Here is a 19,581-nt window from a genome sequence, read left to right as displayed (position 1 = left end):
CGACCAAGACAACGACGGAGGAAACCGGATGATCGGGATTGCGCGGCTCGCGCTTGCGGGCCTGGTGGCGATCATGGCGATGGGCGCGGCGCAGGCTGAGGACGCGCTGAAGGCCAGGATCGGCGTGCTCCGCCTGTCCTCCTCCGCTCCGGTCTTCATCGCGCAGGACAAGGGCTATTTTCGCGAGGCCGGGCTCGACGTCGAGCTGAAGTTCTTCGACGCGGCGCAGCCGATCGCGGTCGCCACCACCTCGGGCGACGTCGATTTCGGCGTCACCGCGTTCACTGCCGGTCTCTACAATCTCGCCGGCAAGGGCGTGCTCAAGGTGATCGGCGGCATGAGCCGCGAAAAAGCCGGCTATCCCCTCATCGGCTATTTCGCCAGCAACAACGCTTACGCGGCCGGGCTGAAAACGCCGAAGGACCTCGCGGGCAAGCGCGTCGCGGTCACGCAGGTCGGATCATCCTTCCACTATTCGCTCGGGCTGCTCGCCGACAAATACGGCTTCAAGCTCGCCGACGTGAAGATCATCCCGCTGCAGTCGCTGTCCAATGCGGCGGCCGCGCTGAAAGGCGAGACTGTCGATGCCGCGCTACTACCGATTTCTACCGCGCGAAAACTGATGGATGAGGGCGGCGCGAAGTTCCTGGGCTGGGTCGGGGACGAGACGCCCTGGCAGCTGGGCGCAGTGTTCGCCTCGCCGAAGACGCTGACCAACAAGGCGCTGGTGACCAAGCTGCTCGGCGCTTTGGCAAAGGCTGACCGCGAATACCACGACGTGATCCTCGCCGCGATGAAGGACGGCGTGGCGCCCGTCAACGAGCAGACCAAGCCGCTGCTGGAGATCATCGCGAAGTACACCAATCTGCCGGTCGAGCAGGTGGTCGGCAACTGCGCCTACATCGATCCCGACGGCAAGCTCGACGTCAAGAACGTCGACAACCAGATCAAATGGCTCCAGGAGCAGGGCTTTGCCGACAAGGGCTTTGATGCCAATGCGATCATCGCAAAGGACTATGTGAAGGCGGACTAACCTTTCGTCATTCCGGGGCTCGCGAAGCGAGAACCCGGAATCTCGAGGTTCCGGGTCTGATCCTTCGGATCATCCCGGAACGACGGAGAACCGGATAGACGAGACAGCATGGACCTGATCGCCAACCACATCACCCACCGCTTCGGCGACCTCGCCGTGCTTGACGACGTCTCCTTCACCGTCAGCGCCGGCGAGGTGGTCGCGATCGTCGGTCCTTCCGGCTGCGGCAAGAGCACGCTGCTGTCGATCCTCGGCGGGCTGTTGCAGCCGACCTCCGGCGCGCCAGAGCTGCGCGGGGCGCCGCCGGCGGACAGTCTCAATCCGCTCACCTTCGTGTTCCAGGATTTTGCGTTGCTGCCCTGGGCGACGGTCGAGGAGAACGTTGAATTCCCGCTGCTGCACGCCCAGCTCTCGGCGGCGCAGCGCCGCGCGCTGGTCGAGGATGCGCTGCGCCGCACCGGCCTGACCGATTTTCGCAAGACCTATCCAAAGCAGCTCTCCGGCGGCATGCGCCAGCGCGTCGGGATTTCGCGGGCGCTGGCGGTCAGGCCTGCCATCCTGCTGATGGACGAGCCGCTCTCGGCGCTGGATTCGCAGACCCGCGAGTTGTTGATGGAGGACTTCGTCCGCCTGCTCGCCGACGGCGGCATGGGCGCGGTCTATGTCACGCACAATCTCGAAGAGGCGGCGCGGCTCGCCAACCGCATCGTGGTGCTGTCGCGCCGGCCCGGGCGGATCCGCGAGGTCGTCACCGTGCCGATGACGCGCGCCGAGCGCGGCGAAACCGCGGCGCGCGAAAAGCTGCTGTTGCTTCAGAACCAGATCTGGTCGCTGATCCGCCACGAGGCGATCGATGCCGAGCGCGAGGTCCAGCATGCTTGATCGCGCGCCGGTGGCGGAGACACCTGTCAAGAGCGAGGCGACCCGTCGCGTCCGCTTCCGCGGCGCCGGCTTCGTGCCCGCGTCGAGCCGCTTCGGCGGCTGGATCGCGCTCGCCCTCGTCATCGCGATCTGGCAGGCAGCCGGGAGCGCCGGTCTCGTCAATCCGCTGTTCCTGCCGGCGCCGTTAGCGATCGTGCGCGCGATCTACGAGCTGGCGATGTCAGGCGCGCTCTGGCAGCACCTCTCGGCCTCGCTGCTGCGCATCGGTGTCGGCTGGCTGCTGGGAACGGCGGCCGGCGTCGCCGTCGGCTTTGCCATTGGCCTGTCGCGGCTCGCGCGCAGCGTCGGCATCACCTTCATCTCGGCGCTGTTCCCGATCCCGAAGATCGCACTGCTGCCGCTGTTGATCCTCTGGCTCGGCATCGGCGAAGAGCCGAAGATCGCGACCATCGCCTTGGGTGTGTTCTTCTCGACCGCGATCTCGGTCTATAGCGGCGTCGATGCGGTGCCGCGCAACCTGATCCGCATGGCGCAGAGCTTCAACGTGCCCTTCGCCACCATCGTGCGCAAGGTGATCTGGCCGGGCGCGCTGCCGGCGATCCTCGCCGGCTTCCGCATCACCGCCTCGGTGGCGCTGCTGCTCGTCGTCAGCGCCGAGATGATCGGCGCGCAATACGGCATCGGCGCCTTCGTGCTCCAGGCCGGCAATCTGATGCAGACGGACCAGCTGCTCGCGGGCGTCGTGATCCTGTCGGTGTTTGGCCTCGCGGTGGGCAAGGTGATCAATCTGCTGGAGACGCGGTTGCTGCACTGGCGGTGAGACATACTCCGTCATTGCGAGCGCAGCGACGATGTGGATGGAGACGCGCGCCAAAACCTCCATTGTCGTCCCGGCGAAGGCCGGGACCCATAACCCCAGGGAGAAGTTTGGCGAAGACTGGTAGTTACTCTTCGCTGGTACTCACACCACCTGCCGTCGATAGATCACGCGGTATGGGTCCCGGCCTTCGCCGGGACGACACCGAATGTAAGGCTATAGCACCCCGCCTTACGCATTCCCCCGATCCTCGCGAAACAGGTCGAGCTTCTGCTGCACGGGCCGATCCGAGAAGCTGAACAGCACGGCGTCGTCGTCGGCCTCGTGCGTCACCCAGTGCCAGCTCGGCACCACGAACAGGTCGCGCGGGCCCCATTCGAAAACGGCATCGCCGATGCGGCTGCGGCCGCGGCCTTCGATCGGGCAGAACACCGTCGCATCGGTGGAGCGATATCGCGCGGTCTTGAAGCCCTTTGGCAGCAACTGGATGAAGGTGCCGATGGTCGGCATCGCAAAGTCGCCGGTCTCGGGATTGCTGAACTTCAGCTTCAGCCCATGGCAGGCGTCCCATTCCTGGCTTGCGCGAGCTTTCTCCAGCGCTTCGCGGGTGTAGGCATAGGGATAGCTGAAGATCGGCGAGGTCTTCGAGCTTCGCTTCACGTCGACCGGCAGCAGATTGTGGCCGTAGCGCGCAAAACTGTCGCCCGCGGGCTTCGTGATCCTCTGCTGGTCCTCCTTCGCGCCTTCCGCAAAGGAGCAGTCGAAGAACTGCACCAGCGGGATATCGAGGCCGTCGAGCCAGAACATCGGCTCGTCGGTCTCGTTGGAATGATCGTGCCAGGTCATCGACGGCGTGATGATGAAATCGCCGGGCTCCATCGCGGTGCGCTCACCGTCGACGGCGGTGTGGGCGCCCTTGCCTTCGAGCACGAAGCGCAGCGCCGACTGGCTGTGCCGATGCGCGGGAGCGACGTCGCCGGGCACCACCATCTGTACGCCGGCATAGAGCGAGGTCGTGATTTTTGATTGCCCGCGCAAGCCCGGGTTCTCCAGCACCAGCACGCGGCGCTCGGCCTCCTTGGCCGTGATCAGCTTGCCGGCTTCACGCATGTAGTCGCGGATGACGTCGAATTTCCAGAGGTGCGGCCGGCAGGCGCTCTTCGGCTCCGGCGTGATCAGATCGCCCATCACCGTCCACAGCGCGGTGAGATTTTCGCCGTCGATCTTCTTGTAGAACGCCTCGCGTTCCGGCGTCTTGGTCACGGCTTCCATGGTGCGGCTCCCGTCGTTTGTTGATTGACAGTATACTGACGATCTAGGTAGCGTCAATCTGACGGACGGCATACAAGGTTGTCGTCATTCCGGGGCGACGCGCCAGCGTCGAGCCCGGAATCCATAACCACGATCGGGAGTATGGATTCCGGGCTCTCGCTTCGCGAGCCCCGGAATGACAAAAGAATATAAGGGAGGATTCCGATGAAGCTGCACGGCTATTTCCGCTCCAGCGCCGCCTACCGGGTGCGGATCGCGCTGAATCTGAAGGGCCTCGGCGCCGAGCATCTGCCGCATCATCTTCGCAAGGGCGAGCAATGCGCGCCCGCCTATCTCGCCATCAATCCGCAAGGGCTGGTGCCGGCGCTGGAGAGCGATGGCGGTGCGGTGCTGACCCAATCGGTCGCGATCATCGAATGGCTCGACGAGACGCACCCCAATCCACCGCTGCTGCCGAAGGATCCGCTGCGACGCGCCAAGGTGAGGGCGTTTGCGCTGGCGATCGCCTGCGACACCCATCCGGTGCAGAACCTGAAGGTGCTGGCGCGGCTGCGCGAGCTCGGGCTTGCGGAGGAGAAGGTCCAGGAATGGGCCGCCTGGGTCAACCGCGAGGGACTGTCGGCCTGCGAAACGCTGATCAGGAACGAGCCGGGCCCGTTCTGCTTCGGCGATGCGCCGACGCTCGCCGATCTCTGCCTCGTGCCGCAGCTTGCCAACGCGCGCCGCTTCGGCGTCGACGTCTCGGCCTATCCGCGCCTGCTGAAGGCGGAGGCCGCCGCCAAGGCGCTCCCGGCGTTCGCCAATGCCGCTCCGGAGAAGCAGCCCGATGCCGAGTAAGCCTCTCCCGATCACGATGGACGCGGTCTATGCCGCGCCGGGCTATCTGTTCCGGCGCATGCAGCAGATCGCGGTCTCGATCTTCATGGAGGAGTGCAAGGCGTTCGATCTCACGCCGGTGCAGTATGGGGCGCTGATCGCGATCCACACTCATCCCGGCATCGATGCGACGCGGCTGTCGGCGGTGATCGCGTTCGACCGCTCCACCCTCGGCAGCGTGATCGAACGGCTTCAGGCCAAGGACTATATCGAGCGCAAGCCCGCGCCCGAGGACAAGCGGATCAAGCTGCTCTACCTGACGAAATCAGGCGCCGCGATCCTGCGCGAGATCATTCCCGCCGTCGAACGCGCCCAGGCGCGCATGCTGGAGCCGCTGAAGCCCGCCGACCGCAAGGCGCTGATGGGACTTCTGGTGCAGCTCGTCGATCTCAACAACGAAGTCTCGCGGGTGCCGCTGCGGGCCGAGGACGCGCTGGAGCATCTGGGGAAGGGCGGGTGAGGGGGTGATTTGCCGCGGTGGCGGCTAAAAACTCCGCCGTCGTCCCGGCGCAGGCCGGGACCCATAGCCACAAATCTTTGTTTTGCGAAGATTGATAACGACCACTTCACGCAACAACTACTGCTGCGGCGTATGGGTCCCGGCCTTCGCCGGGACGACATTGAGGTTGTTGCAACGCAGTCCCCTCACATCCGCAGCAACGCCTGCCGGTCGATCTTCCCTGTCCCCGTCTTCGGCAGTTCGTCGATGAAGATCACCTCGCGCGGATATTTGTAGGGCAAGAGCTTGCCCTTCACGTAATCCTGTAGCCGCCGCGTCGCTTCGCCTTGGTCGGTGGTGCGGCTGTTCATCACCACCACCGCCTTCAGCGTCATGCGACGGTCCGGCAGCTCGGCGGCGAACACCGCGCATTCGCGGATGTCGGGGTGATCGGCGAGGCAGAGCTCGACCTCGAGCGGATAGACCCACTGGCCGGAGATCTTGATGAGATCGTCGGCGCGGCCGCGGAAGAAGTGGAAGCCGTCGGCATCGCGGACGAAGCGGTCGCCGGTGTAGATCCACCCGCCCTCGCGGATGGTCTCGGCGGACTTGTCCGGCCGATTCCAGTACAGCGGCGTGTTGGAATCGCCGCGCACCCACAAGATGCCTTCCTCGCCGTCGCCGACCTCGCTTCCGTCCTTGTCGCGCAGCGCGACCTCGTAGCCGGGCACGCGCAGACCCGCGGCGCCGAGCTTCTTCCGTTCGGGACGGTTGGAGAGATAGATGTGCAGCACCTCGGTCGAGCCGAGGCCTTCGACGATTTCGAGCCCCGTGAGCGCCTTCCAGCCGTTGAAGACTTCGGCCGAGAGCACTTCGGCTGCGGAGAGCGCCATGCGCAGCGACGAGAAGTTCGTCTGTTGCGCGCCCTCGGCCTTGGTCAGCGAGGTGTAAAGCGTCGGCAGGCCGAAGAAGACGGTCGGCCTGTATTGCTCGATCGCCGCGAAGATCGTCGCCGGCTTCGGCTGTCCCGGCAGCAGCAGCGTCGCCGCGCCGACCGAGAACGGGAAGGTGACGGAGTTGCCGAACCCGTAGGCAAAGAAGATCTTCGGCACCGAGAAGCAGATGTCGTCAGGCGTCAGCTTCAACACATTCTGCGCGAAGGCCAGCTCGCTATAGGTCATGTCGTGCTGGAGGTGCACGATGCCCTTGGGCCGGCCGGTCGAGCCGGACGAGTACATCCAGAACGCCATCTCGTTGCGATGGGTATTCGCTTCCGCAAGCTCGGCCGGGAATTGCGCAAGCCAGCTTGCCGCCGCGACCGCCGCAGGCGCAGCACGCTCGCCCATTTCGCCATTGACGACGATCAGCGTATGCAGGCTCGTGTCCTTGCACGCCTCCGCATTGAAGCGCGCGCAGAATTCGGACTCGGCCACCGCGACGGTCGCGCCGGAATCGGCGAGATAGAATTGCAACAGATCCGGTGGCGTCAGCGTGTTGATCAGGAGCGGCACGAAGCCGGCACGCACGGCGCCGAAGAAGGCGGCGGGATAAGCCGGCGTATCGTCGAGGAACAGCAGCACGCGATCGCCACGCTTGAGGCCGAGCGAGATGAAGCCGTTGCCCCAGCGGCAGGCCTCCGCGCAGAGCTCGGCATATGTGCGCGTGCCCGCCGGACCAATCAGCGCGAGCTTGTCGCCATATCCCTTGCCGAGATTGTCGAACAGCACGCGGCTGGCGTTGTAGGTTTCCGGAACGGCAAAGCCGATCTCGCGTGCGCCCGCGCTGTCCGCGGGCACCTGGTCGCAAATCTCGCTGCTCATGCGGTAGCCTCACTGGCCGCATCCCCACCGTTCTTGGCGGCCTCGTAACGCGCCATGAAGGCCGGCGACATCGCCCGCAGCCGGGAATCGTCGATGCGGCCGGAGCGGGTGATGTAGCTGTAGGCAAAATCCATCAGGTCGAGCTGCATGTGCTGGGCAAAGTTCTCGTACCAGGAGGCGCTGGTTCGTGCGGCGTCGACGAGCTTCTGCACGACCGGTTTGCGCGCGGCCTGGTAGCGAAGCAATGCGGTGTTCAGATGCGCATCGGATTCCAGCGCCTTGACCAGCGCGATCGCGTCCTCGATCGCGAGCCGCGTGCCGGAGCCGATCGAGAAATGCGCCGAGTGCAGCGCGTCGCCGATCAGCACCATATTCTTGAACGACCAGTGCTCATTCCAGACCCAGGGAAAATTGCGCCACACCGATTTGTTGGAGACGAGGCAGTGGCCGCCGAGCGTGTCGGCGAACACCTCCTCGCAGACGCCCTTGGACTGTTCGACGTCCTTGTAGGCGAAGCCATAGGCCTGCCAGGTGGCGTGGTCGCACTCGACCAGGAAGGTGCTCATGGTCGGCGAATAGCGGTAGTGATGGGCGTTGAAGGCGCCGCGGTCGGTCTTCACAAAAGTCTGTGACAGCGTGTCGAAGCGCTTCGAGGTGCCGTACCAGACGAACTTGTTGGAGGAGTAGGACAGCGAGGTGCCGAAATCGCCCTCGTAAGCGCGGCGCACCAGCGAGTTCAAGCCGTCGGCGGCGACGATCAGATCGTGGCCGTTGAGCTGGTCGATCCCGTGAATTTGCGTGTCGAAGCGCGGCGTGACCCCGACATCGAGCGCGCGCTGCTGAAGGAACTGCAAGAGCTCGAGCCGCCCGATCGAGGAGAAGCCGACCCCGTCGATGGCGACGCTGCCGCCCTGCAGGTTGAGCGTGATGTTCTCCCAGCTCTCCATATGCGGCGCGATCGCATCGACCGTCTCGGGGTCGTCGGCGCGCAGGAACTCCAGGGCCTGGTCGGAGAACACCACGCCAAAGCCCCAGGTCGCGTCGGCCGGGTTCTGTTCGAACAGGTCGACTTGATCCTCGGGGTGACGCTTCTTCCAGAGATAGGCGAAGTAGAGCCCGCCGGGCCCCCCGCCAATCACGGCGATCCGCAACGTCTGCCTCCCTAATTGACAGTATACTTACTATCTAGGGGTAGACTAATGTGCTCCGGCCTCCCGCGCCAGCAGAATTATCGGCCAAGCGCGGCGCGCCAAAGCTCGCTTCCGGACCTGCGTCTTGCGCGTGTCCGAAACCGTCAGGCGCGAACCATAGCCAAAGCGCGCCCTCTTGGCCACCCGGCGATCAGACGCAACGCTTCACGTAGACCCCGTCCACCAGCACCCTGGTACAGCGGACCACCGGAACCGGCTTGCGGACCACGACGGCCGCGTTCGGCCCGGCGCAGCCGGCGCGATAGACGCCGCGGGCGCACACCACCGCATTGGCGTCGGTGGCCTCGAACGTCATGGTCGCCCCGAAGGCGAGGAGTGCAGAAGCAACCAGCAGCAATGAACGCATGTTGTCCTCCCGGTCTTGTCGTGATCGAAATCGATATCCGCAAAGGTTGATCGCGGCAGGCGTGCGTGAATTCATTCGCGCATGCCGCCGATCGGTGTCGTGCACCCCGGCGCGTCGGCGTGCGCTGCCTTATCGCGCCGCGAACGGCGCCAGCACGTCCTTGCACGCGGGCGACAGCGACGCGGCATTGCTGGCGATGCATTGCACGATGCGGCCGCCGCCGGGCGCGACGCCGGCGCACAGCGTGCGGATGTCGGCGCCGCAGGCCGATCGGACGATGAACAGCTCTTCGCGCGGCCGCAGCGGGCGCAGAACGATCACGGCTGGCGCGGCCGCCGGTGCTGCCGCCGCCGCAGGGGCTGCGCCCGCAGGCGCTGCCGTTGCTGCTGCGCCGCCGCCGGCCGCGGCGCTCAGGGCCTTCTCGCAGGCGGGCGAAACCTTTGCCTTGTTCTTCTCAAGGCATTCGAGCGCGGGCGCACCGCCCGGCGGCACGCTGGCGCAGACCTTGGGATAGTCGGCGCGGCACGCGCTCTTGACCGCAGCAACCTGCGCGCTGCTCGGTTGCTTGGCGGCAGCTGCCTTCGGCGCTGGTGCGGCGGCGGGCTTTTCGGCGGGCGCCGATTCAGCCTTCGGCGCCGCAGGCGCCGTTTCCGTCTTGGACTCGGTCTTGGGCGCAGCTTCGGTCTTTGGTGCGGCCGGCGCGGCTTCGGTCTTCGGAGCCGCAGACGGCTCGACCGCGCGAACCGCGGTCTGGCATCCAGGTGACAGGCTCGACATGTTCTTCGCCAGACATTGATACGCTTCCACGCCGCCGGGCGTGACGCTCGAGCAGTGCGCCATGAAGTCCGAGCGGCATGCGGACCGGATCGCGCTCTTCTGCGCGTCGGTCGGCGCTTGCGCGACCGCGCCTGTTGCAGTTGCGAAGAGCGCGGCCGCGAGCAACGCCGTGCGCGTTGATGCATGTTTCAACGTGTTGAACATCTGAGTGAATTCCCGCCCTGTCGGTAGCGCCGACGATTTTCAAATGTGATTCAAGCGCAATCGTCGCGAGTGATGCCTCGCGCGCGGTATCTTTGGATGCTTTGGCCGCTACCGCAAGTGGATAATGCCGGCGCAATTGCGACGCAACTAGAGCATGATCCGGACCCGAAGGGCCGCGTCAGCGCAAAGTGTGCAGTGGTTTTCCCTCGCGACAGACGCGGAACGCGTTTGCGCGGAGATCATGCTCAAGCAATACGTCGTCAGAGCTTGACCATGCGCTTGCCGCGGTTCTCGCCCGCGAGCAATCCGATCAGCGCTTTCGGCGTGTTCTCCAATCCGTCGATGATGTCCTCCTGCACCTTCAGCTTGCCGGATTTGACCCAGCCCTGGAGCTCGGCGAGCGCGCGCTGGCTGTCCTTCATGTAGTCCATCACGATGAAGCCCTGCATGACGAGCCGCTTCACCACGATCAGGCCGGGTACGCCGCGCGGACCGTGCGCGGCAGGCGCACCGTCATATTGCGAGATCGCGCCGCAGCAGGCGATGCGGCCGTAATTGTTCATCTGCGGCAGGCAGGCTTCCAGAATGTCGCCGCCGACATTGTCGAAATAGACGTCGATGCCCTTTGGCGCGGACGCGCGCAGGGCCTTGAACACCGCGCCGTCCTTGTAGTCGACGGCGGCATCGAAGCCGAGCTCGGAGGTCAGCCAGTTGCACTTGTCGGCGCCGCCGGCGATGCCGATGACGCGACATCCCTTGATCTTGGCGATCTGCCCGACGATCGAGCCGACCGAGCCGGCCGCCGCGGAGACCACGACGGTCTCGCCCTCTTTGGGCTTGCCGACCTCCAGCAGGCCGAAATAGGCGGTGAGGCCGGCGATGCCGAACACGCTGAGCAGATGCGTCATCGGTTCCAGCTTCGGCATCTTGGTGAGATGCTTTGCCGGCACCGCGGCAAACTCCTGCCAGCCGGTGTCGCCGAACACGATGTCGCCGGCAGCCAACGCCGGCGCCTTCGAGCTGACGACCTCGGCGATGCCGCCGCCGGCCATCACGCTGTTCGCTTCGACGGCTGAACGATAGGTCGCGCCATGCATCCAGGCGCGGTTGGCGGCGTCGAGCGAGATGTAACGCACGCGCAGCAAAGCCTCGCCGTCCTTCGGCTCCGGCATCGCGCCGTCGACCATCTTGAAATGTTCAGGGCCGAGCTTGCCGCTGGGCTTTTCGACCAGAAGAATCTGGCGATTGATGCTGCCGCTCATGGCGTTTCCCTCTCCGTTTGTTTGACGATTATTGATGCAGCTGCCGCAAAGAAAACGTGCAGGCGCATTCGTTGTGCGCTGCATGAAGGCTAGATCGCGGGGGGCCGTTTCACAACGGGAACATCCGGCCAACGCGGCCACCCGGCAAGCGAGTTGCGCAGCCGCCATATCTGCGACATCATGAAGCGCCGGTGTACGTGGGGGTAAGCAATGTCGAACAGGTTTACGCAATACATCTTGGGCGCGATGGTGCTGGGCATCATCATGGGCTCGGCGATCTACAACTTCCTGCCCGATACGCGCGCCGACTGGGCCTCGTCCATCAACCTGATCGCCATGATGTTCCTGCGCCTGATCAAGATGATCATCGCGCCGCTGGTGTTTGCGACCCTGGTCGGCGGCATCGCCCATATGGGCTCGGGCGCCAAGCTCGGCCGCATCTTCGCCAAGACCATGGGGTGGTTCATCAGCGCCTCGTTCGTCTCGCTGATGCTCGGCCTGATCATGGTCAATCTGCTTCAGCCCGGCGCCAACTTCCCCGGCACGCTGCCTGCGGCAGGCCAATCGACCGGCCTGCCGGTCTCGGCCTTCTCGATCGAGAAATTCCTGACCCATCTGATCCCGACCTCGATCGCGGACGCGATGGCGCAGAACGAGATCCTCCAGATCGTGATCTTCGCCGTGTTCTTCTCGGTGGCGATGGGCGCGATGCCGGAGCGCTCCAAGCCGATCCTGGCGCTGATCGACGATATCGGCCACATCATGCTCAAGGTGACGAGCTATGTGATGCTGTTCGCGCCGCTCGCGGTGTGGGCCGCCATCACGGCGACGGTGGCCAAGAACGGCCTGCTGGTGCTCTGGAAGCTCGTCGTGTTCATGGGCGGCTTCTATCTCTCGCTGGCGCTCCTGTGGACGATCCTGGTGATCGTGGGCTTCATCGTGATCGGGCCGCGCTACAGCCACCTGCTGAAGCTGATCCGCGAGCCGCTGATGATCGCGTTCTCGACCGCGAGCTCGGAAGCGGCCTATCCGAAGACGCTGGAGGGCCTCAACCGCTTCGGCGCCTCGTCGCGGATCTCGAGCTTCGTGCTGCCGCTCGGTTATTCCTTCAACCTCGACGGCACGATGATGTACTGCACCTTCGCGAGCATCTTCATCGCGCAGAGCTACCACATCGACATGCCGCTCGGCACGCAGCTCGCGATGCTGGCGACGCTGATGATCACCTCGAAGGGCGTCGCCGGCGTGCCGCGCGCCTCCCTCGTCGTGATCGCCTCGACGCTGGCGCAGTTCAACATCCCCGAGGCCGGCCTGCTCATGATCATGGGCATCGACACCTTCCTCGACATGGGCCGCAGCGCGACCAACGTGATCGGCAACACGCTCGCGACCTCGGTCGTCGCGAAGTGGGAAGGCGAGCTTGGGCCCGAGCATGCGATGGGACCGGGCGACGCCGTTCCTGATGACATGGTGCCGGGCGAAGTGCCCGCCATGGCCGGCCATGGTTAGGAGCACACCATGGGCCAGACACTGACAAGGTCAGTGATCGGCGGCTGCCTCTGGCTCGCGGCATCGTTGCTCGCGACCACAGCACTCGCCCAGACCGGGAGCGAAGGGCTCAGCCCGACGCTGTCGGCTATCAAGAAGGCGCATGTCGTGCGGCTCGGGTATCGCGAGAGCTCGCCGCCGTTCTCCTTCCTCGACCAGTCGGGCCGCCCGATCGGCTACAGCCTCGAACTCTGCGAGGCCATCGTCGAGGAGATCGGCGTCGAGGTCGACGATCCCAATCTCAAGATCGACTACGTGAAGGTCACCTCGGACGACCGCATCGACGCGGTGCTCCAGAACAAGATCGACCTGGAGTGCGGCTCGACCACGGCCAATGCCGAGCGCGCCAAGCGCGTCGCGTTCTCGCCCTTGATGTTCGTCGCCGGTACCAAGCTGATGGTGCCGAAGACGTCCAGCGTCCAGTCGCTGGCCGACCTGAAGGGCAAGACCATCGTGGTGACGAAGGGCACCACCAATGAGCAGGCGATCCAGGCGGCCGACAAGAAATCCTCGCTGGGGCTGACCATCGCCGTCGGCGCCGATCACGAGCAATCGTTCCAGATGCTCGCGGACGGCAAGGCGGATGCGTTCGCGACCGACGACATCCTGCTCTCCGGCCTGATCGCGCGCCACAAGGCGCAGGACAAGTACCGCGTCACCGGCGACTATCTGTCCTACGACCCCTACGGCATCATGTTCAGGAAAGGCGAGCCGCAATTGTCGGCCGTGGTCGAGCGCACCTTCCGCAAGCTCGGCTCCAACCGCGACCTCGTCCCGCTCTACAACAAATGGTTCACTGCCAGGCTTCCGACCGGCGAACGGCTCAACGTGCCGATCTCGCTGCAACTCGAGGAAGCCTTCAAGGCGATGGACGATTCGGCGAGCGCGAATAATTAGTGATCGCGCCGTGCCGCAGGCTCGCTGCCTTCCCTTCTCCCCTTGTGGGAGAAGGTGGCGCGAAGCGCCGGATGAGGGGTTGTCTCCGCAAATTCAGACGCAAGAGTTTCACGCGCGGAGAGAGAGCCCTCACCCGTCTCACCGCTACGCGGTGAGCCACCCTCTCCCACAAGGGGAGAGGGCGCAGCGAGCTCGCGGCTGCTATCTCTTCCCAAACACCCGGTCCAGCGCCGCGTCATACGTCGCCTGCACCAGCTCCGGATGGAGCTTCGCCAGCGCCTCCATCATCACGCCGGAATTGATCTCGAGCACGCGCCAGGCGCCATCCACGCGCACCACGTCGATCGAGGCGAAGGCGATGCCGATGGCGTTGGCGGCGTCGACGGCGAGCTTCACGCATGCCGCGCGCACCTCGCCAATCTCCATCAGCACCGGCCGCGCGCCGGCGTCGAGATTGTGCCGCCAGTTCAGGATGCGCCGCTTGCCGTTCGGGACGACCGCATTCACCTCGCGCGCTTCGAGCTCGCGGAGCTGCCCGTCGTGTCCCGCCGCGATCGCGAGCTCGCGCAACGTATGCTCCCCGTCGCCGACGACCGACGGCCGGTCCTTGCGGTAGACGATCATCGGCTTGCGATCGAGCAGGATCACGCGGACCTCCTCCTCGATCTCGACATAAGGCGCGATCACGAGGCCGAGGCCCGACGAAAAAACCTCGCAGACGGCGCGATCGAGCTCGGCAGCGCTCGTCACCTTGAACACCGCGCGTCCGGACGTGCCCTCGTTCGGCTTCACCACCACGCCTTGCGGGTGCTGCGCAAGCAGCGCCAGCATCGCTTCACGCCAACCAGGGCCGGCGACATGCGCGCCCATGCTCGGGTTGAGGAAGAGATGATGAGGAATGCAGGGCACGGCTTCAAGCGACAGCGCCTCGGCGGTCGCCGATTTGTCGTTGGCGAGGCGATGCGCGATGGCGCTGTTGAGGCCGATGTCGTAGCCGAAGGCGAAGTGGCGCGCCTCGCCCCGGCGCATCGCGATCAGCCAGCCACCAGCGCGGATGTCGACGGCAATGCCATGTCGGGCGCAATAGCGCCGGATCGCCTGGACGAAGATGCGTTCGCTGCTGGCCATGGGTCTCAGTCATTCCTGTCGCCAAAAGCCGCAAAAATGCGGGCATCGGCGCCAAGCCGGGGTGAAGATCAGAGCTATTCTTAATGAAATTCTCGCGAGCGCGACGGAAATTAAGTGCTGCCATCGAGCCCGAAAGGGAAAAGAAATTGCCCTCTGTGCGCGCCACGCAGCAGATTCATTAATGATGCGGCCAATTCCACCGCAAGTGCCGGTTTGATCGGCATCAATTGCATCCGAAACGAGGTTGATTATTGGTCTCAATGGCGTAGATCACACACGCGAAATCCTCCGCCATGGCAATGGTGTCCGCCCCGCTTTCAGGGCCGGGCAGTGCTTTTGCCCTAAAACCGCAATTATTCGGAATATCGAAAATCATGAGCGCGTTTTACCGAGAGAAAGTTCTTTCCGTCCAGCACTGGACCGACACGCTGTTCAGCTTCCGCGCCACGCGCGATACCGGCTTCCGCTTCCAGAACGGCCAGTTCGCGATGATCGGCCTCGAGGTCGACGGCCGTCCGCTGCTGCGCGCCTACAGCATGGCCAGCGCCAACCACGAGGAAGAGCTCGAGTTCTTCTCGATCAAGGTTCAGGACGGCCCGCTCACCTCGCGCCTCCAGAAGATCAAGGAGGGCGATACCATCCTGGTCGGCCGCAAGGCGACCGGCACGCTGATCACCGACAACCTCATCCCGGGCAAGCGGCTGATGCTGCTCTCGACCGGCACGGGCCTCGCGCCGTTCGCGAGCCTGATCAAGGACCCCGACGTCTACGAGCAGTTCGAGACCATCGTGCTGGTGCATGGCTGCCGCCAGGTCTCCGAGCTCGCTTACGGCGAGAAGCTCGTCGCCAATCTGCGCGAGGACGAGCTGTTCGGGGAGCTGCTCGCGGACAAGCTGGTCTATTATCCGACCGTGACCCGCGAGCCGTTCCGCAATCGGGGCCGCATCACCGACCTCATCAGCTCCGAGCAGATCTTCAACGACATCGGACAGGGCCCGCTCGACATCGCAACCGACCGCATCATGATGTGCGGCAGCCCGGCGATGCTGGAAGAGCTGAAGGTGATGTTCGAAGGCCGCGACTTCATCGAGGGAAGCGGCAACAAGCCCGGCCATTTCGTGATCGAGAAGGCGTTCGTCGAGCGGTAAGCACCGCTCGTTTATCCTCTCGGTGTCGTCCTGGCGAAAGCCAGGACCCATACCCACCGAGTCAAGTTTGGCGAAGGCTGGTCGTTGTCAGTCTTCGCGCAACCCCGTTTAGGGGTAATGGGTCCTGGCTTTCGCCAGGACGACGGCGGTGGGTAAAGCACCTTGCCCGGCCGCCCCACTATTCCCATCCCCACTCCCTCTGCTGCACTGCAAAAGCATAACCTCTCGGCGGATTGATCTGCGGCGGCGGAATTCGCTAGCCTGAAACAAGGGCCGCGTCATATCCGTATGACAGGCGCGGGCGTATCGTACCGCCTCAAGCTGGCGAGAGGATGGGAATCGTGGCCGACGAAAATAGCAAAGCGCCAAAATCGAAGCGTGGGCCGTTGGAAGAGGGGGCCATGGAAACCCTGCTGATGCCATTCTCGCCGCGCTTCATAGTGCTGACGATCTGCGCGGTCGTCACCGCGCTCCTGATCGGCTTCGGCATCGCCGACCGCAAGATCTTCGACATCCTGCTGATCCCGATCCTGATCTTCGGCGCCCTGACGCTGCTCGGCGTCCGCGACCTGCTCCAGAAGAGCCATGCGGTGCTGCGCAACTACCCGATCTCGGCGCATATCCGCTTCCTGCTCGAAGAGATACGCCCCGAGATGCGGCAGTATTTCTTCGAGAGCGAGAAGGACGGCATGCCGTTCTCGCGCGACACCCGCGCGGTGGTCTATCAGCGCGCCAAGATGCAGCTCGACAAGCGTCCGTTCGGCACCCAGGAGGACGTCTACCGCGAGGGCTATGAGTGGATGCATCACTCGGTGTCGCCGAAGGCGCATGCCGAGGAGAAGTTTCGCGTCGTCGTCGGCGGACCGGACTGCAAGAAGCCCTACTCGGCCTCGGTGTTCAACATCTCGGCGATGAGCTTTGGCGCGCTCAGCCCGAACGCGGTGCGTGCGCTCAATGCCGGCGCGAAGAAGGGCGGCTTTGCCCATGACACCGGCGAGGGCGGCTTCAGCCCCTATCACGCAGAGATGGGCGGCGACATCATCTGGGAGATTGGCTCCGGCTATTTCGGCTGCCGCCATCTCGACGGCTCGTTCGATCCCGAAGCGTTCGCGCGCGTCGCCGGCCAGGACCAGATCAAGATGGTCGAGCTCAAGATCAGCCAGGGTGCCAAGCCCGGCCATGGCGGCGTGCTGCCGGCGGCGAAGGTCTCGGAGGAGATTTCCAAGATCCGCGGCGTGTCCATGGGCGAGGACTGCATCTCGCCGGCCTCGCACCGCGCCTTCTCGACGCCCGTTGGCATGATGCAGTTCATCGCTGAGATGCGCCGCCTCTCCGGTGGCAAGCCGGCCGGCTTCAAGCTGTGCATCGGTCATCCCTGGGAATTCCTGGCGATCTGCAAGGCGATGCTGGAGACCGGCATCTATCCCGATTTCATCGTCGTCGACGGCAACGAAGGCGGCACCGGTGCGGCGCCGCTCGAGTTCATGGACCATCTCGGCATGCCGATGCGCGAGGGCGTCAATTTCGTGCACAACGCGCTGATCGGCATCAATGCGCGCGACCGCATCAAGCTCGGCGCCTCCGGTAAGATCGCCACCGCGTTCGACATGGCGCGGGCGATGGCGATCGGCGCCGACTGGTGCAATTCGGCGCGCGGCTTCATGTTCTCGCTCGGCTGCATCCAGTCGCTGAGCTGCCACACCGACCGCTGCCCGACCGGTGTCGCGACGCAGGACCCGACGCGGGCGCGCGCGCTCTACGTGCCGCTCAAGATCGACCGCGTGCACAATTACCACCATGCCACGCTGCATTCGCTGACCGAGCTGATCGCCGCGGCCGGCCTCGAACATCCCCAGCAGCTGCGCCCGATCCACTTCAGCCAACGGAGGTCGACGACCCAGGTGCAATCTTTCGCGCAGCTCTATCCGGCGCTGCGTCCGGGAGAATTGCTCGAAGGCACGGAGGACCCGCGCTTCCGCGACGCCTGGCGGATGGCGCGGGCGGAGACGTTCCAGCCGGCGCTGTGAGGCGCCGAGCCACGGCATGATGCGGCCCGCGCGAGGCCATGAAATTGTCGCGAGTAGAGCGGGGGCTTAACGTCTGATTCAACTTTGGGTATAGTTCATCCCATGGACGAGCGACGCAACAAAGCCAGGCATCGCGTGCTGAAGGCCGGAACGATCGAGTTCGGTGGCGGCGCGATCGACTGCACCGTCCGCAATTTCTCGGACACCGGCGCAGCCCTCGACGTTACCAGCCCGGTCGGCATTCCCGAACACTTCACCCTGCTCATCCAGGCCGACGGAAAGCATCTGGCGTGCACCGTGGTCTGGCGCAAGGAAAAGCGGATCGGTGTGAGGTTCGGGTAGGCGCCTGCATCTGGCATGAGCGCGAACCACAATCTCAGCTGTCGTCCCGGACAAGCGTTAGCGCAGATCCGGGACCCATACCGCGTGATCGATCGATTGCGGTTGGTGGTAGTACCGAACACCCAGTCTTCGCCAAACGGCTTCCTGGGAGTATGGGTCCCGGATCGGCGCGCGCTTGAGGCGCGCTTGTCCGGGACGACGAGTGGAGATTGGCGCGACAGCATGCGTCACTTCACGCAAGCGCGCACTCACGCCGCCGCCTGCTCACCCCGACGGCTCGCCAGAATCTTGTCGATCCTTCTTCCGTCGAGATCGACCACCTCGATGTGCCAGCCGCCGAGGTCGAAGGCGTCGCCGACATTGGGCAGCACGTTGAAGTGTTGCAGCACGAGGCCCGCCACGGTGTAGAAGCGGTGGTGCGGCGGCAGCTCGATGCCGAGCAGCTCGCAGAATTCGTCGACCGGCATCCAGCCGGCGACCAGCAGCGAATCGTCTGCGCGCTTGACATAGGCCGGCTCCGGCGGGCCTTCCTCGGAATGGAACGCGCCGACGATCGATTCCAGAATGTCGGCCGCGGTGACCACGCCTTCGAAGGCGCCGTACTCGTCATAGACGAAACCGACATGGACCGGAGCGGCCCTCAGGATCGCGAGCACGTCGCGGGCATCCGCCGAGGCGGGAATGCTTGGCGCTTCGCGAACAAGCGCCCGCAGATCGGGCGTGCGTTCGCTCATGAACGCGACCAGCAGGTCCTTGGCCTGGAGCACGCCGATCGGCTTGTCGCGTTCGCCGTCCGAGGCCGGAAAGCGCGAATGCGGGCTCTTGGCGATGATCTGCTGAATGGCTTCCGGTGCGTCGTTCAGGTCGATCTCGTCGACCTCCGTGCGCGGCGTCATGACGGCGCCGACCGGCCGGTCGCCGAGCCGCATCACGCCGGCGATCATCTCCTTCTCGCCGGGCTCGAGCACGCCGGCATTTTCGGCTTCGCTGACGAGATGATGGATCTCGTCTTCCGAGACCTTCTCCTCGGCCTTGCCGCCGCGGCCGAGCAGCGTGAGGATCAGCTTGCCGGAGAGATCGAGCAGGAAGACGAGCGGCAGCGAGATCCGCGCCAGAACATGCATCGCGGGCGCGACCTTGACCGCGATGCTCTCGGGGTCGCGCAGCGCCACCTGCTTCGGCACCAGCTCGCCGACGATCAGTGTGGCGTAGGTGATGAGCGTGACGACGATGCCGACGCCGACGATGTCGGCGATGCCGGCGGACAGGCCGAGCTCGACCAGCCATTGCGCCAGCCGTTGCCCGAGCGTCGCGCCGGAGAACGCACCCGAGAGCACGCCGACCAGCGTGATGCCGATCTGCACCGTCGAGAGGAATTTGCCGGGATCGGCCGCCAGCGTCAGCGCGCGGTCGGCGCCGCGCACGCCCTTGGCGGCGAGCAGCGAGAGGCGGGCCGGACGGGACGAGACCACGGCCAGCTCGGACATGGAGAGCAGGCCGTTGATGACGATCAGGACGACGACGATGACGAGTTCGACCGAGAGCATTGATG

The 19,581-nt window shown here is 64.8% G+C and carries 19 protein-coding genes; 10 read left to right on the top strand and 9 right to left on the bottom strand.

What is annotated here, in order from left to right:
- The first annotated feature begins 28 nt into the window (after window positions 1-28).
- The 3 genes from WN73_RS31820 to WN73_RS31810 all read left to right on the top strand — a co-directional run bounded on the left by WN73_RS31820 (window position 29) and on the right by WN73_RS31810 (window position 2,735).
- On the top strand, window positions 29-1,033 hold the full coding sequence (locus WN73_RS31820; RefSeq protein ID WP_161532562.1) for an ABC transporter substrate-binding protein: 1,005 nt from the start codon (window positions 29-31) through the stop codon (window positions 1,031-1,033).
- A gap of 108 nt (window positions 1,034-1,141) precedes the next feature.
- Window positions 1,142-1,915, top strand: a complete 774-nt coding sequence (locus WN73_RS31815) for an ABC transporter ATP-binding protein (protein WP_271556214.1) — start codon at window positions 1,142-1,144, stop codon at window positions 1,913-1,915.
- A complete protein-coding gene (locus WN73_RS31810; protein WP_028175120.1) occupies window positions 1,908-2,735 on the top strand; it encodes an ABC transporter permease in 828 nt (275 codons plus the stop codon). The genes WN73_RS31815 and WN73_RS31810 overlap by 8 nt, the downstream gene beginning before the upstream one ends.
- 228 nt (window positions 2,736-2,963) lie before the next feature.
- Here WN73_RS31810 and gtdA read toward each other — a convergent pair whose 3' ends face one another.
- Complete coding sequence (gene gtdA / locus WN73_RS31805; protein ID WP_060909982.1) at window positions 2,964-4,004, bottom strand: gentisate 1,2-dioxygenase; 1,041 nt, start codon at window positions 4,002-4,004, stop codon at window positions 2,964-2,966.
- Window positions 4,005-4,208: 204 nt separating this feature from the next.
- Here gtdA and maiA point away from each other — a divergent pair, with 204 nt between their 5' ends.
- The gene (gene maiA / locus WN73_RS31800) at window positions 4,209-4,841 is read left to right on the top strand and encodes a maleylacetoacetate isomerase (protein ID WP_271556213.1); all 633 of its coding nucleotides are present in this window, start codon (window positions 4,209-4,211) and stop codon (window positions 4,839-4,841) included.
- Window positions 4,831-5,340: a MarR family winged helix-turn-helix transcriptional regulator gene (locus tag WN73_RS31795; RefSeq protein ID WP_271556211.1), complete on the top strand. Its 510-nt coding sequence runs from the start codon at window positions 4,831-4,833 to the stop codon at window positions 5,338-5,340. The genes maiA and WN73_RS31795 overlap by 11 nt, the downstream gene beginning before the upstream one ends.
- Before the next feature lie 185 nt (window positions 5,341-5,525).
- Here the strand turns inward: WN73_RS31795 and WN73_RS31790 are convergent, their stop codons facing one another.
- From WN73_RS31790 to WN73_RS31770, 5 genes are all read right to left on the bottom strand, one after another.
- On the bottom strand, window positions 5,526-7,139 hold the full coding sequence (locus WN73_RS31790) for a benzoate-CoA ligase family protein (RefSeq protein WP_271556209.1): 1,614 nt from the start codon (window positions 7,137-7,139) through the stop codon (window positions 5,526-5,528).
- Complete coding sequence (locus tag WN73_RS31785) at window positions 7,136-8,290, bottom strand: FAD-dependent monooxygenase (RefSeq protein ID WP_028175116.1); 1,155 nt, start codon at window positions 8,288-8,290, stop codon at window positions 7,136-7,138. The genes WN73_RS31790 and WN73_RS31785 overlap by 4 nt, the downstream gene beginning before the upstream one ends.
- 190 nt (window positions 8,291-8,480) lie before the next feature.
- The gene (locus WN73_RS31780; protein WP_038966627.1) at window positions 8,481-8,696 is read right to left on the bottom strand and encodes a hypothetical protein; all 216 of its coding nucleotides are present in this window, start codon (window positions 8,694-8,696) and stop codon (window positions 8,481-8,483) included.
- Between the two features lie 129 nt (window positions 8,697-8,825).
- Window positions 8,826-9,677, bottom strand: coding sequence for a cysteine rich repeat-containing protein (locus tag WN73_RS31775; RefSeq protein ID WP_271556206.1), 852 nt, complete (start codon window positions 9,675-9,677; stop codon window positions 8,826-8,828).
- Between the two features lie 260 nt (window positions 9,678-9,937).
- Window positions 9,938-10,939 carry an NADP-dependent oxidoreductase gene (locus WN73_RS31770; protein WP_271556204.1) on the bottom strand — a complete coding sequence of 334 codons (1,002 nt, stop codon included), beginning with the start codon at window positions 10,937-10,939 and terminating at the stop codon, window positions 9,938-9,940.
- A gap of 210 nt (window positions 10,940-11,149) precedes the next feature.
- Between WN73_RS31770 and WN73_RS31765 the strand changes: the two genes are divergently transcribed.
- Both WN73_RS31765 and WN73_RS31760 read left to right on the top strand, forming a co-directional pair.
- Window positions 11,150-12,448 carry a dicarboxylate/amino acid:cation symporter gene (locus WN73_RS31765; RefSeq protein WP_011082935.1) on the top strand — a complete coding sequence of 433 codons (1,299 nt, stop codon included), beginning with the start codon at window positions 11,150-11,152 and terminating at the stop codon, window positions 12,446-12,448.
- Between the two features lie 9 nt (window positions 12,449-12,457).
- Window positions 12,458-13,384 carry an amino acid ABC transporter substrate-binding protein gene (locus WN73_RS31760; protein WP_028175113.1) on the top strand — a complete coding sequence of 309 codons (927 nt, stop codon included), beginning with the start codon at window positions 12,458-12,460 and terminating at the stop codon, window positions 13,382-13,384.
- Window positions 13,385-13,585: 201 nt separating this feature from the next.
- Here the strand turns inward: WN73_RS31760 and WN73_RS31755 are convergent, their stop codons facing one another.
- Both WN73_RS31755 and WN73_RS31750 read right to left on the bottom strand, forming a co-directional pair.
- The gene (locus WN73_RS31755) at window positions 13,586-14,512 is read right to left on the bottom strand and encodes an ATP-grasp domain-containing protein (protein WP_028175112.1); all 927 of its coding nucleotides are present in this window, start codon (window positions 14,510-14,512) and stop codon (window positions 13,586-13,588) included.
- A 223-nt stretch (window positions 14,513-14,735) separates the two neighbouring features.
- A complete protein-coding gene (locus tag WN73_RS31750; RefSeq protein ID WP_156149860.1) occupies window positions 14,736-14,888 on the bottom strand; it encodes a hypothetical protein in 153 nt (50 codons plus the stop codon).
- Here WN73_RS31750 and WN73_RS31745 point away from each other — a divergent pair.
- From WN73_RS31745 to WN73_RS31735, 3 genes are all read left to right on the top strand, one after another.
- Window positions 14,887-15,660 (top strand): ferredoxin--NADP reductase, encoded by a 774-nt coding sequence (locus WN73_RS31745; RefSeq protein ID WP_028175111.1) that lies wholly within the window; start codon window positions 14,887-14,889, stop codon window positions 15,658-15,660. The two genes, WN73_RS31750 and WN73_RS31745, sit on opposite strands and share 2 nt — an antisense overlap.
- A 401-nt stretch (window positions 15,661-16,061) precedes the next feature.
- A complete protein-coding gene (locus tag WN73_RS31740; RefSeq protein WP_011082931.1) occupies window positions 16,062-17,687 on the top strand; it encodes an FMN-binding glutamate synthase family protein in 1,626 nt (541 codons plus the stop codon).
- Window positions 17,688-17,789: 102 nt separating this feature from the next.
- A complete protein-coding gene (locus tag WN73_RS31735; protein WP_011082930.1) occupies window positions 17,790-18,029 on the top strand; it encodes a PilZ domain-containing protein in 240 nt (79 codons plus the stop codon).
- A gap of 248 nt (window positions 18,030-18,277) precedes the next feature.
- Here WN73_RS31735 and WN73_RS31730 read toward each other — a convergent pair whose 3' ends face one another.
- Window positions 18,278-19,576, bottom strand: coding sequence for a hemolysin family protein (locus tag WN73_RS31730; RefSeq protein WP_028175109.1), 1,299 nt, complete (start codon window positions 19,574-19,576; stop codon window positions 18,278-18,280).
- Window positions 19,577-19,581 lie beyond the last annotated feature (5 nt).

The sequence above is a fragment of the Bradyrhizobium sp. CCBAU 45394 genome (assembly GCF_028128655.1).
Lineage (GTDB): Bacteria > Pseudomonadota > Alphaproteobacteria > Rhizobiales > Xanthobacteraceae > Bradyrhizobium > Bradyrhizobium diazoefficiens.
This window is presented reverse-complemented; position numbering and strand designations above follow the sequence as displayed.

What these genes read in the sequence shown, in the direction of transcription:
- WN73_RS31755 (WP_028175112.1), bottom strand. Translation starts at nt 14,512, where the DNA reads ATGGCCAGCAGCGAACGCATCTTCGTCCAGGCGATCCGGCGCTATTGC.
- WN73_RS31770 (WP_271556204.1), bottom strand. Translation starts at nt 10,939, where the DNA reads ATGAGCGGCAGCATCAATCGCCAGATTCTTCTGGTCGAAAAGCCCAGC.
- WN73_RS31730 (WP_028175109.1), bottom strand. Translation starts at nt 19,576, where the DNA reads ATGCTCTCGGTCGAACTCGTCATCGTCGTCGTCCTGATCGTCATCAAC.
- WN73_RS31760 (WP_028175113.1), top strand. Translation starts at nt 12,458, where the DNA reads ATGGGCCAGACACTGACAAGGTCAGTGATCGGCGGCTGCCTCTGGCTC.
- maiA (WP_271556213.1), top strand. Translation starts at nt 4,209, where the DNA reads ATGAAGCTGCACGGCTATTTCCGCTCCAGCGCCGCCTACCGGGTGCGG.
- WN73_RS31780 (WP_038966627.1), bottom strand. Translation starts at nt 8,696, where the DNA reads ATGCGTTCATTGCTGCTGGTTGCTTCTGCACTCCTCGCCTTCGGGGCG.
- WN73_RS31795 (WP_271556211.1), top strand. Translation starts at nt 4,831, where the DNA reads ATGCCGAGTAAGCCTCTCCCGATCACGATGGACGCGGTCTATGCCGCG.
- WN73_RS31735 (WP_011082930.1), top strand. Translation starts at nt 17,790, where the DNA reads ATGGACGAGCGACGCAACAAAGCCAGGCATCGCGTGCTGAAGGCCGGA.
- WN73_RS31765 (WP_011082935.1), top strand. Translation starts at nt 11,150, where the DNA reads ATGTCGAACAGGTTTACGCAATACATCTTGGGCGCGATGGTGCTGGGC.
- WN73_RS31745 (WP_028175111.1), top strand. Translation starts at nt 14,887, where the DNA reads ATGAGCGCGTTTTACCGAGAGAAAGTTCTTTCCGTCCAGCACTGGACC.
- WN73_RS31820 (WP_161532562.1), top strand. Translation starts at nt 29, where the DNA reads ATGATCGGGATTGCGCGGCTCGCGCTTGCGGGCCTGGTGGCGATCATG.
- WN73_RS31815 (WP_271556214.1), top strand. Translation starts at nt 1,142, where the DNA reads ATGGACCTGATCGCCAACCACATCACCCACCGCTTCGGCGACCTCGCC.
- WN73_RS31750 (WP_156149860.1), bottom strand. Translation starts at nt 14,888, where the DNA reads ATGATTTTCGATATTCCGAATAATTGCGGTTTTAGGGCAAAAGCACTG.
- WN73_RS31790 (WP_271556209.1), bottom strand. Translation starts at nt 7,139, where the DNA reads ATGAGCAGCGAGATTTGCGACCAGGTGCCCGCGGACAGCGCGGGCGCA.
- gtdA (WP_060909982.1), bottom strand. Translation starts at nt 4,004, where the DNA reads ATGGAAGCCGTGACCAAGACGCCGGAACGCGAGGCGTTCTACAAGAAG.
- WN73_RS31740 (WP_011082931.1), top strand. Translation starts at nt 16,062, where the DNA reads ATGGAAACCCTGCTGATGCCATTCTCGCCGCGCTTCATAGTGCTGACG.
- WN73_RS31810 (WP_028175120.1), top strand. Translation starts at nt 1,908, where the DNA reads ATGCTTGATCGCGCGCCGGTGGCGGAGACACCTGTCAAGAGCGAGGCG.
- WN73_RS31775 (WP_271556206.1), bottom strand. Translation starts at nt 9,677, where the DNA reads ATGTTCAACACGTTGAAACATGCATCAACGCGCACGGCGTTGCTCGCG.